4 protein-coding genes are annotated in these 12,229 nt (G+C 71.8%); 3 read left to right on the forward strand and 1 reads right to left on the reverse strand.

Features of this window, described 5'->3' with window-relative positions:
• Positions 1–12 precede the first annotated feature (12 nt).
• The 3 genes from KY496_RS20055 (at position 13) to KY496_RS20065 (ending at position 10,739) form a co-directional block, all read left to right on the forward strand.
• Positions 13–1,566: an aminotransferase class V-fold PLP-dependent enzyme gene (locus KY496_RS20055; RefSeq protein ID WP_219862114.1), complete on the forward strand. Its 1,554-nt coding sequence runs from the start codon at positions 13–15 to the stop codon at positions 1,564–1,566.
• Positions 1,567–1,756: 190 nt separating this feature from the next.
• The gene (locus tag KY496_RS20060) at positions 1,757–9,859 is read left to right on the forward strand and encodes a GH36-type glycosyl hydrolase domain-containing protein (RefSeq protein WP_219862116.1); all 8,103 of its coding nucleotides are present in this window, start codon (positions 1,757–1,759) and stop codon (positions 9,857–9,859) included.
• 10 nt (positions 9,860–9,869) lie between these two features.
• Positions 9,870–10,739, forward strand: a complete 870-nt coding sequence (locus KY496_RS20065; protein WP_005663592.1) for a hypothetical protein — start codon at positions 9,870–9,872, stop codon at positions 10,737–10,739.
• Positions 10,740–10,748: 9 nt separating this feature from the next.
• Here KY496_RS20065 and KY496_RS20070 read toward each other — a convergent pair whose 3' ends face one another.
• Positions 10,749–12,218: a PD-(D/E)XK nuclease family protein gene (locus KY496_RS20070; RefSeq protein WP_219862118.1), complete on the reverse strand. Its 1,470-nt coding sequence runs from the start codon at positions 12,216–12,218 to the stop codon at positions 10,749–10,751.
• Positions 12,219–12,229 lie beyond the last annotated feature (11 nt).

The following is a 12,229-nucleotide window of genomic DNA, read 5'->3' on the forward strand; positions in this document are numbered from 1 at the left end:
GGCAGCTAATCCATGATCACCGAAATCTACCTCGACGCCAACGCGACTTCGCCGGTGCTGCCTGCCGCCGCCGCTGCCGCCATGGCCGCGCTGCAGGAGTGCTTCGGTAATCCGAGCAGCAGCCATGCGAGCGGCCTGCGCGCCCGGGCGCTGCGCGAGGGCGCGCGCGCCTGCGCACGGCGGGTGCTGGGCGCCCCGAACGGACGGCTGATGTTCAACAGCGGCGCCACCGAAGGCATCCAGACCGCGGCGCTGTCGGCGCTGTGCGCGGTGCGCGAACGGCGCGCGCGCGGCGAAGCATGCGGGGACGTGGTGCTGATTGGCGCCACCGAGCACAAGGCGGTGTCCGAAAGCCTGGCGCACTGGAACCGGCTGCTGGGCACGGGCCTCGAACTGCGCGTGCTGCCGGTCGACGCCGACGGCCGCCATCGCCTGGACGTGCTGCGCGCGCTGGCGCCGCGCCTCGCCTTTGTCTGCACCATGGCCGCCAACAACGAGACCGGCGTGGTGTCCGACCTGGACGGCATCGCGGCGGCGCTGATCGAAACGGCCAGCCCGGCGCTGTGGATGGTCGACTGCGTGCAGGCGCTCGGCAAGCTGCCCTTGAACCTGGGCGCCAGCCGCATCGACTACGCGCCGTTCTCGGGCCACAAGCTGCATGCGCCGAAGGGCATCGGCATGCTGTACGTGCGCGAAGGCGCGCCGTTCACGCCGCTGATCTGCGGCGGCGGCCAGGAAGACAATGGGCGCTCGGGCACCGAGAACATGGCCGGCATCGCGGCGCTGGGCGCGGTGCTGGAAGCGCTGGAGCGCGGCGACACCTTCCATGCCGCCGAGGCGCTGCAAGCCTGCCGCGCGCGCCTGGCCGAGGCCTTGACCCGCGCCTTTCCCGGCATCGTGTTCAACGCGCCGCTGGCGCACACCTTGCCGACCACGCTCAATTTCTCGATCCCGGGCGTCGCCAGCGCCGAGCTGCTCGACCTGTTCGATGCCGCCGGCATGCGCGTCAGCGCCGGCTCGGCCTGCGCCGCATCGAAGGCGGCGCCGAGCCATGTGCTCGACGCGATGGGCTTGCCGGCCTGGCGCAGCGCGTCGGCGGTGCGCCTGTCGATCGGGCCGCTGCTGGACGACGCCGTGCTGGCGCTGGCCTGCGAACGCATCGCGCGCTGCGGGGCGGCGCTGGCAATGCCGCCGGCGCCGGCGGCGGCGCCCGATGCGGCGCCGCCTGACGCCGCGCTGGACGCCGGCATGGACGCCGGCATGGAGCTCGACGCCGTCGCGGCCCGCGGCTGGCTGGCGGCGCATCCCGACGCCATCGTGGTCGACGTGCGCGATGCGCGCGAGCACAGCGTCGCCGGCCAGGTGGAACTGCACGGCCGCACGGCGCTCAACGTGCCGCTGGCGAGCGTAAAGGAACATGCCGCCGCCTGGCTGGGCGCCGAGGCCCGTCCCTTGCTGTTCGTGTGCCGCAGCGGCGCCCGCAGCGCCCGCGCCGCGCGCACCCTGCGCGCGCTGGGCCATCCGCGCGCCTGCTCGCTGGCCGGCGGTTTCGCGCTCGCCGTCTGACGATTCCCCGGCCGCCTGCCGGCTCGGCAGGCGGTGTGTACGCCAGCGCACGGTAACTTTTCGTACCTTTCCCTAGCATGGAGTCAGCCGTGCGCGCCCAGCATCGTTTGTCTGGTTTCTTGCCCTGATTACCTTAGGGTGTCCCGTCCTCCGGCGGTCCGCCGCGCACGCCTCCGTCCCGAGGTTCCCGTTGAAAGTTGAGAACGACAAGATGCCCGCGGGGCAGCATGCGCCACATGGCGCCGCCGCCGCCGCCTCCGTGCCGCTGCTGGCCGCGAATGCGGAGGGCATCGTTCGTTCCTGCGAAACGCTCGACCGCGCCATGCGCGCCGGGATCGACCTGCCTCCCGCCGGCGCGCGCCTGCTCGACGGCTACCACCTGCTCGACACCCAGCTGCGGCTGGCGCGCGCGCAATCGCGGCAGATCGCCGCCCAGGACGGCGCCGCGCGCGTCTGGGGCCTGGCGCTCGATACGGTGGGGCGCGCCGATGGCGTGGTCGACATCGAAGAACTGGCGCGCGTCCTCGCCGCGAGCCAGGAAGGCGCGCCGTTGCGCGTCGCCGAACTCGATGCGCTGCCCGCGCTGCTGCGTCTCGCGCTGATCGACCGGCTGGCCGCGCTGGCCGCGCGCGCCGCGCATGCCTGCGCCGGCCGCGAACGCGCCGCCGCCTGGGCCGCGCGCTTCCTCGACACCGCCGAGGCCCGCCCGGGCGACCTGGTGCTGCTGTTCGCCGACATGGCGCGCAGCGCGGACGCGGACAACGGCGCTTTCATCGTCGAACTGGCGCGCCGCCTGCAGGGCCGCGGCGCGCCGCTGGCCCAGGTATTGGACTGGATCGATGCGCGCCTGGCCGATGGCCAGGGCAGCATTGCCGGGCTGACGCAGGACGAGAGGAGCAGCCAGGCGCAGGACGCCGTCGCCGCCGGCAACGCCCTGGCCAGCCTGCGCGCGCTGGGCGGCGTCGACTGGCGCGCCTTCGCCGAGCGCCTGGGCGTGGTCGATGCGCTGCTGCGCGACGATCCTGACGGCAGTTATGCGCGCATGGACGGCGCCACGCGCGACCGCTACCGCCACACGGTCGCGCGCCTGGCGCATTCCCTCGGCGTGAGCGAAGCCGCGGTGGCGCAAGAAGCGATCGCGCTGGCCGGCGTCCATCGCGCGCCGGGCGAGGGCGGGCTCGATATGCGCATCCGTCACGTGGGCCACTACCTGGCCGGCCCTGGCCTGGCGACGCTCGAGGCCAGGCTGCGCGGACGGCGCGGATGGGCGCCGCGCGTTCGCGCCGCATTGCAGGGCGCTTCCCCCGGCATGCAGACGGGCGCCACGGCGGCGCTGGCCCTGCTGTTCACGGGCGCGGGCCTGGTCCATGCCTGGCAGGGCGGGGCCGGGTCGCTGCTGCTGGTCCTGATGGGCATCCTGGCGCTGCCGGTTGCCGGCGCCCTGGCGCGCACCCTGATGGGCATGGCCGGGCGCTGGCTGGTCCGGCCCCAGGCCACGCCGCGCATCGATGTGGCGGCCGGCATTCCTGACGATGCACGCACGCTGGTGGCCGTGTCGGCGCAGCCGGCCGACGCCGCGCAGCTCGCGGCGCTGTGCGAAGACCTCGAAGTGCGCTACCTCGGCAACCGCGATCGGCGCCTGCGCTTCTGCCTGCTGCTCGACCTGCCCGACGCGCCTGAAGCGACGCTGCCCCTCGACGCCGCCCTGTTGGCCCAGGCGGGCGGCGCGATCGAGGCGCTCAACCGCAAGCACGGCGGCGAACGAGACGGTCCCTTCATGCTGCTGGCGCGTGCGCGCGCCTGGAGCGAAGACCAGCAGGCCTGGATCGGCCGCGAACGGCGGCGCGGCCAGCTGACCGACCTGAATGCCTGGCTGTGCGGCGTGCGCGACCGCTTCGCGCACGCGGCCGGCAATCTCGGCGCCGCGGCCGAGATGCGCTATGTGATCGCGCTCGACGCCGATACCGGCCTGCCGCGCGACGCCGCGCGCGGCCTGGTGGCGGCGATGGCGCACCCGCTGCACCGGGCGCTGCAGGACGAAGCAGGGCGGGTGCTGGAAGGCCATGCCATGCTGCTGCCGCAAATCACGACCTCCTTGCCGGGCCGGGACGCCGTGCGCTACCAGCGCCTGTGGCCCGCCGGTGGCCACGGCTGGGCCGCGATCTATGACGTCGATGCCTGGCGCCGCGCGATGGGTCTCGAGCTGCGCGACGAGGGCCGGGCGCAACCCGGCGCGGTCGAGGAAGACCGCCTGCGCGCCGCGCGCGTGGGCGACCTGCGGCTGGATGCCGCGCATCCGGGCAGTTATGGCGAACACGCGCTGCGCCGCCATCGCGCCTTGCGCGCCGCCTGGCAGGAAGCGCGCCGCCTCGGGCGCGGCGCCGGGCGCCTGCGCGCCGCACGGGTGCGCCGGCGCCTGTTCGACGCGTTGGCCGGGAGCCTTGCCGCGCCGGCGTCGATCGCGCTGCTCGTGTTGTGCTGGAGCCTGCTGGCCGCGCCCGTGTTCTGGACCGTGGCCATCCTGGCGCCGCTCTGGCTGCCGACGCTGCTCGACATGCTGGCCACGCTGGCCGGCCGCGCGCTCGATGCGCCGCTGCGCCAGCACCTGGACGCCTGGACGCGCGGCGCGCGCACGGCCCTGGTGCGCGCCGCGCTGGCGCTGGCCTTCCTGCCGCACCGGGCCTGGCTTGACGCCGACGCGGTCGTGCGCGGCCTGTGGCGGCGCGACGTGAGCCGCCGCAAGCTGCTCGAGCTGCGTCCTCCGGCGCTGGCGCGACCCAGCAGCGCGCTGGAGAACAACTGGCGCACGATGTGGTTCGCGCCGTTGCTGGCGGTCGGCGTCGCGCTGCTCCTGACCTTCGCCAACCCCTACGCCCTGTTCGCGACCGCGCCGCTGCTGCTGGTGTGGTTCCTGTCGCCGGTGCTGGCCTGGTGGCTCAGCCAGCCGGCGCGGCGCGGCATGCGCCTGGCGAAAGGGCAGACGCTGTTCCTGCGCACGCTGGCGCGCCGCAGCTGGGCCTTCTTCGAACAGCACGGCGCGGGCCGGCACGGCCTGGCGCCGGAAGCCGTGTTCGACCATTCCGAACCGACCGTCGACGAGCGCGTGTCGCCCGCCGGCATGGGCGCGACCCTGCTGGCGACCCTGAGCGCGCGCGACTTCGGCTATCTGCCGCTGGGCGGCCTGCTCGCGCGCAGCGAGCAGGCGCTGGCGTCGATGGCCTTGCTGGAGCGCTGGCATGGCCACCCCTTCCAATGGTATGACGGCGTCACGCTCGCTCCGCTCGAACCGGCGCGTGTCGACACCGCGGCCAGCGGGGGCCTGGCGCTGGCGCTGCGCACCTTCGCCGCCGGCCTCGATGAAGTGCCGGACCGACCGGTCGTTGACGCCGCCGCGCTGGACGGCATCCGCGTCACGCTGTTGGTGGTGCGCGAGCATGCGCCGCCCGGCCTGCTGCCGGCGCTGGACGCGCTGGGCGAAGCGCTGGCGCCGGGCCGCTGCCGCGCCACCGATACCCTGCCGGGCCTGGCCGACTGCCTGCGCACGGTCGCGGCCAGGGCGGCCGAGCTGGACGCCGGCCTGCCGGAAAAAGCAAACCCCGCCGACCCCACGCTGCGCGCCTGGACGGCGCGCCTGGCGCGGCAATGCGCGGCGCAGCTGGACGACCTGCATGCGCTCACGCCCTGGACCCGCGCAGCGCAGGAATACGTGCTCGATGCCGGCCTGACCCGCATCCCGACCTTGCGCGAACTGGCCGCGCTCGAACCGCCAGGCGACAACGAGGGCCTGGCCCAGTTGGTCGCACAGGGGCGCGACTGCGCGCGCGAACGCATGGAGAGCATCGCGCGCCTGGCCGCGCAGGCGCGGGAAGCGGCGCGCGTGGATTTCGGCGCGCTGGTCGACCCGTCCACCGGCCTGCTGGCCACGGGCTGTCACGTGCGCGAGGGGCGCGGGGGGCGCCTGGACGGCGACAGCTGCGACCTGCTGGCGTCCGAGGCGCGCATGGCCAGCTTCGCCGCCGTCGCCCAGGACCAGCTGCCGCAGCAGCACTGGTGGTCGCTCGGCCGTCCCTTGCGCATGACGGGGGCCGGCGCGCTGCTGCTGTCGCGCGCGGGCGCGCTGGCGGACTATCTGGCGCCGCAGCTCGTGATGCCGTCATGGCGCGACACCTTGCTGGACGACGCCGGCCGGGCTGTGGCGCGCCTGCAGGCGGCCCACGCCAAGGGCCGCGGGCTGCTGTGGGGCTATACGGAATCGGGCTGCAACGCGGTCGACGCGGCGGCGCGCTACCGCATCGGGCGCTTCGGCATCGACGCCGCCGCCCTGCGGCGGAGGGCGGCCGACGACCTGGTCGCCGCGCCCCATGGCGCGGCGCTGGCGCTCAGCGCGGCGCCGGCGCTGGCGGCGGCCAACCTGCGCCGCATGGCGGAGCAGGGCCTGCTGGGCGAGACCGGCTTCCACGAGGCGCTCGATTATGCGCCAGCGCGCCTGCCGCAAGGCGAACGCCAGGCAGTGGTGCGGGCCCAGCTCGCGCGCCACCAGGCCACGATCCTGCTGGCGCTGGCGCGCCACCTGCAGGGCGAACCGATGCAGCGCCGCTTCGCGCGCGATCCCGAACTGCGCGCCGCGCTCGGCCTGCTGCAAGAGGCGGCGCCGGCGGCCGGCGCCGAGCCGCCCCTGCGCATCGATGCCGGCGTGGCGCTCGACGGCGTCGCGGCGGCCCGCCCCTACGCGCGCGTGCTCCAGCCGGACGCTTCGCCGCTGCCGGAAGTCCAGCTGCTGTCGAACGGCCGCTATCACGTGGTCGTCGACAGCGCGGGCGCCGGCGCCAGCTGCTGGGAGGGAACCGTACTGACGCGAGTCGGGGCCGGCGAGAGCGGCCTGGCGCTTCACGTGCGCGACACGGCATCCGGCGCCACCTGGGCCAACGTCCTGCTGCCCGGCGCGCCGGCGCCCGACGAGGTCGAGGCGGTGCTGGCCGAAGGGCGGGCCAGCCTGCGCCGCATGGACCACGGCATCGAGATGCGCACCGACGCGGTGGTGGCCCCGGGCGACGACGTCGAGCTGCGCCGCATCCGCATCGTCAATCGCGCGTCTGAGACGCTCACCCTGGAACTGACCGGCTGCGTGGCGCTGGCCGGGCCGCCGCTGGAAGAAGGCGGCCGCAGCAGCATCCGCATCGAGTTCGACGCGAGCGCCGACAGCCTGCTGTGCTTGACCGCACCAAGCGCGCCCGTGCTCGTGCATCGCATGACGGTGCGCGAGACGGCGGGGCAGCCGAGCGTGGAAACGAATCGCGCGCGCTTCATCGGGCGCGGCCATGAGCTGTGCCGGCCGCAGGCGGTGAGCCAGGGCGGCGCGCTGCCCGGCCTGGACCCGGAGCCCGACGAGGCGCTGCTGGCGCTGCGGCGCAGCGTGACCCTGGCGCCGCAGCAGGAGATCACGGTCGACCTGGTGCTCGGCGCCGCCTCCAGCCGCGCGCTGGCGCGCGAGCTGGCGGCGCGCTATGGGGTCGCTCACGAGGTCGACCACGCGATCGAGGCCGCCTGGACCCTGGCCCAGGCCGAGCTGCGCCGCGCCGAGATCGGCGAAGCCGACGCCCAGCTGATCAACCGCCTGGCCGGCTGCCTGCTGCAGCCCGCGCCGGCGCTGCGCGCCGATCCCGCCGTCATCGCGCGCAATCTGCGCGGGCGGGCCGACTTGCAGGCATATGGCGTCACGGGCGACTTGCCGCTGCTGTTGCTGCAACTGGGCGAGGGGCCGGACACCGGCCTCGCGCGCCAGCTGCTGCAGGCCCACGGTTATTGGCGCGGCCACGGCCTGGCGGTCGACTTGCTGGTCCTGTGCGACAGCCGCGCGGCGCGCGAAGCCCTGATGCACCTGGCGGCGCCGCTGGTCGATCCGTCCAGCTTCGACCAGCCCGGCGGACTGCACCTGCACCTGAAGGAAGACGTGCCGCATGAAGACCGCATCCTGCTGCGCTCCGCCGCCAGCGTGCTGCTCTCCGGGGAGCGCGGCGACCTGGCCGACCAGCTGCGCCGCGCCGAGCGCGCGGGCAGCGCGGCGGCGGCGCCGTTCGTCGCCGCCACGCCGGCGCAGGCATGGACCGCGGCGAATCCGCCTTCGCCCGCGACCGAGGCCTTGCCGGACGGCCGCGAGGTCGTGGTGCGCAGCGGCGCCGGCATCGCCGCGCCTGCGGCGCCGTGGATCAACCTGCTGGCCAACGACGCCTTCGGCAGCATCGTCTCGGAGCGCGGCCATGCCGTCAGCTGGAGCGGCGAGCGCGCCACGCGCCTGACCGCAGGGGGAGAAGACGAAGTCGCGCCGCAGGGCGGCGAAGCCTTTTACCTGCGCGACGAGGACAGTGGCGACGTCTGGTCGCCGACGCCGTGGCCGGCGCCGTCATCAGAGACGTACACGACGCGCCATGGCATCGGCTACAGCGTGTTCGAACACCTTGTCCACGGCATCCATTCCGAGCTGCGCTGCTTCGTGGCCCAGGACGCGCCGCTCAAGTACAGCGTGCTGCGCCTGCGCAACGACAGCGATGCGCCGCGCCGCCTGAGCGCGACGGGGTATGTGGAGTGGCTGCTGGACGAGCGCCACGCGCCGCCCGGCCTGCAGGTGGTGACCGGACGCGACCTCGCCAGCGGCGCGCTGTTGGCGCGCAACGTCTTCGGCGCGGGTTTCCATGACAAGGTCGCGTTCTTCCATGTCGACGCCGAGCAGGTCGCCGTGACCTGCGACCGCCAGGAATTCATCGGCCGTTCCGGGGCCATCGCACGCCCGGCGGCGTTGGGGCGCGCCGGGTTGTCGGGCATTGCCGGCGCCGGTTTCGACCCGTGCGCCGCGTTGCAGGTCGGCGTCACCCTGGCGCCGGGCGCCGAGTGCGAACTGGTCTTCGTGCTCGGCGTGGCCGGTCCCGGGAGCCTGGACGCCAGCGCGGTCGTGCAGCGCCATGGCACGGCGCAGGCCGCCGCCGCCGCATGGCAGCGCCTGCGCGACTGGTGGGAGCATACGCTCGGCGCCGTCACCGCATGCACGCCGGAACCCGGCTTCGACCTGCGCGTGAACAGCTGGTTGCCCTATCAGGCGATCGGCGCCATGATGGGCGAGCGCGATCCGGCGGCGCGCCTGCAATCGGCCCTGGCCTGTGCCCACGCTCGCCCGGAGCTGCTGCGCGAGGCCCTGCTGCGCGCCGCGCCCGCCTTCACGGCGGGTTGCCTGGTCGAGGACTTCCTGTGGCTGCCGTACGCGCTGACGCGCTATCTCGCGGTGACGGACGACCATGCGCTGCTGGCCGTGCGCCTGTCGGAGCGTGACGATCTGTACCAGCACTGCGTGCACGGCCTGCGCGGTTGCCTGCGCTTCGGGCCGCGCGGCCTGCCGCCGGCGGCGGGGCGCCTGCATGAGGAAGGGGTGGCCGGTCGCGTCGAGAGCGTGCGCCTGGGCTTCTTCATGGCGGCCGTGCTGCAGCGCTTCGCCGAGGTGGCCGACCGGCGCGGCGACTTCGGTTTCGCCACCACCTGCCGCGGCGCGGCGCTGGCGCTGGGCGCGCAGTGCGAGGAGCACGGCTGGGATGGCGACTGGTACCGCTGGACCTGGCTGGACAGCAGCACAGCCCTCGGTTCGATCGCCAATGCGGCCTGCCGCGTCGAGCTGTCGACCCAGTGCTGGGCGCTGGAGGCCGGGGCGGCGCAAGGCCCGCAAGCGCTGCGCGCGGCGGTGCGGCGCCTGCGCCTCGACGGCGCCGTGCCGCGCTGCGATCCGCCGGTGGATGGCGAATGGAGCGAACGGGTGCCGTCGAGCCCCGGCCAGGACCACCGCGCCACCGCCTGGGCCGCGGCCGGACTCGCACGGCTGGGCGACGCCGGCCACGCATGGCAGCTGGCGCGCATGCTCGAGCCGATGACGCATGGCGACGGTCCGCCCTACCTGATGAGCGGCGGCCTGCGCACGATCGCGCCGCATGCCGGCCGCGCCATCGGCGGCGTCGCCACGCCGGCGGCGGCGTGGACCTGGTTGCTGTTCGTCGAAATGCTGCTGGGCCTCGAACGGCATGGCGAGGCGCTGCGTTTGAGGCCGCGCCTGGCGCCGGGCTGGGATGGTTTCAGCCTGCGCTACCGGCATCGCGGCGCCTTCTACGAGATCACGGTGCGCGCCACCGAAGGACCCGAAGAAATGCTGCTGGACGGCCAACCCTGCCCCGATTGGACGGTCGTGCTGCGCGATGACCGGCGTGACCACAAGGTAGAATTGCGGGTTGCGCGCGACCCGAGCGCGCCCGAAGCATAGGATCAAGATCATGAACATCATCACCCGCGCCCTCGGCTGCGGCGCCTGCCTGCTGGCCGCGGGGTTCGCGGCCGGTCCGGCACAGGCGCTCGACTGGAGCGACACCGCCATCAGCTGGCGCTACGGCAGCCGCTTCGCCGAGCCCTTCAATCCGGAACACATCGACAAGCACGTCCTCGCGCTGACCCACGCCAGCGGCTACAAGTACGGCAGCAACTACTTCAACCTGGATTGGCTCAAGTCCGACCGCAACGATCCGCGCTCGCTCGGCGGCAGTTCCGGCGCCGAGGAAGCCTACCTGCTGTATCGCCACACGCTCGACATCGGCGCGCTGAGCGGGCGCGAACTGCGCTTCGGGAAGGTGAAGGGCGTCGGGCTCACCGCCGGCTTCGACCTGAACACGAAACGCGACGTCGGCTACAACTCGCGCAAGCGCATGCTGGTGGTCGGGCCGACCCTGATGTGGGACGTGCCGGGCTTCCTCAGCACCAGCATCCTCCTGATCCGCGAAAGCAATGCGCCGAGCGGCGCCTTCGCCCCGATCTCCGACGTGCGCGGGCGCTACAAGTACGAGAACCACCCGATGCTCAACGTCAGCTGGGGCATTCCGCTGAACGAGCGCTGGGCCTTCGAGGGCTATGCCAACTTCATCGCCGAGAAGGGGCTGGACGAAACCGGCAACCCGACCGGGGCCGAGACCAATATCGACATGCAGCTGATGTACGACGTCGGCGCCCACTTCGGCCAGAAGAAGAACCGCTTCCGTGTCGGTGTCGAATACCAGTTCTGGAACAACAAGTTCGGCAATACCCGCGCCACGACCGGCGGACGCGGACAGCGCGCCAGCACGCCGATGATCCGTGCCGAGTATCACTTCTGACGTCTCACATCAAGCCTTGTTGGTGCCGTCATCCTCCTCCAGCAAGGTGCGTTCGATCGTGCGCGCCACGTCGTCGATGCACGTCAGGAGTGCGGGAGAGGTCAGTTCCTCGGCAAGCGTTGCAACGTTCCGGCCCTTGAGCTCCCACTTGAGCAATGAGAAAAACGTGGCCGTGATGGCTGCATGGCGCACAGTGGGAATGCCGGCACCGGCCCTGGTCGAAAAATGGCCATTGAGCGTCTTGCGCAGCCGCGTGATCCAGGCATGGCGATCGATGCCTTCGAGAGGGCCGATGACGAGAAACAGGTTCCAACCGTACTCAGCCTCATCAGTGTCCCTGGACTGCGGACGCTCGGTGACATAGGAATGCAGCTCGAAGAGCACCGCGTGCTTGCCGGATGTCCAGGCGTGTTTCTTGTTCTCTTTCGTCTTTACCGCATATTTCCGGGACAGTTCGGCTAGTGCCGAACCAGCGGGCCATGCCAGGAAGCGCATGATGCTGCGTCCGGAGTCGTCAATGAAGATACTGGGTGTAACAGAGCCGTCGGCAACCTGGTTTGGCCACTTGTTCTTGAACCAGCGCAGGACTTTCGCGCGCTCATCCGAATCGTATCCCGCAAGGAAAGAAAACGCGTTCTTGTAACGATTATAAAGTCCCCAGCTCGAATCCACCGCCTCCAGGCCAAGCCGGCCACCCCACCGGCTGCACGTCGCATCGATGAATTTTTTGGCGTCAGGGTAGTTGTCGACCAGTTCCAGCGCGAGACTGTCGGCGTCGGCATTTGCGGCATCCCCTTCGACCTTGTCGCGCAAGATCGACTTGTAGTGGTCGATGAGCATGGCCGGGCCAGGGCCCAGCGTGTCACAGGACTGCGCGGTCAGTTCCAGGGCTGGATACACGACATTGCTGTAAGTGACGCAGTTCCAGTCTTCGCGCGGCTCTTCTTCATTCACGGTCAAGAACACCAGTACCGAGTTCCCTGCACCAAAACGCGTATGCATCCAGCGCCTGTAACGAGGAAGTTGTCCATCCCCTTCCCTGGCATTGACCTTGTTTTCAATGGCGATGACAACCTCGCCGCCGCCACGGCGTGGGATCTGCAGAACGATGTCCAGGCGGCCGCTGTCGGCGCTGGACCCCGCTCCGTCAGTGGTTTCTATCGAAAGCTCATCCCTTCCACCTTTGAATGAAATTTCGGGAGTGACACGGGCCAGGTCGAGATCCAGTTGGTGAACTTCACGCAGCAGGCCTCCTCCCGCGTCAGCGCCAAGTTGCACGCTGAGCTGCAACAGGAAATTGCGCAGGAAGGCGTTGCCCAATCCGTGTGTTCCATAGGGGTCGAGCATGTGCGCCAGAAAGCGGGTATGGCGTATTTCGTACTCACGCACGTTCAGTACGTCGAAGATATTGAAGGCATTGAGCTGACGGTCGAGTTCGAGGAAAGACTTGTCGACCAACAGATTCTGAATCGTGGACATTTGTACCTTTT

The sequence above is a fragment of the Massilia sp. NP310 genome, from assembly GCF_019443485.1.
Taxonomy (GTDB): Bacteria; Pseudomonadota; Gammaproteobacteria; order Burkholderiales; family Burkholderiaceae_D; genus Telluria; species Telluria timonae.

What these genes read in the sequence shown, in the direction of transcription:
- KY496_RS20070 (WP_219862118.1), bottom strand. Translation starts at nt 12,218, where the DNA reads ATGTCCACGATTCAGAATCTGTTGGTCGACAAGTCTTTCCTCGAACTC.
- KY496_RS20055 (WP_219862114.1), top strand. Translation starts at nt 13, where the DNA reads ATGATCACCGAAATCTACCTCGACGCCAACGCGACTTCGCCGGTGCTG.
- KY496_RS20065 (WP_005663592.1), top strand. Translation starts at nt 9,870, where the DNA reads ATGAACATCATCACCCGCGCCCTCGGCTGCGGCGCCTGCCTGCTGGCC.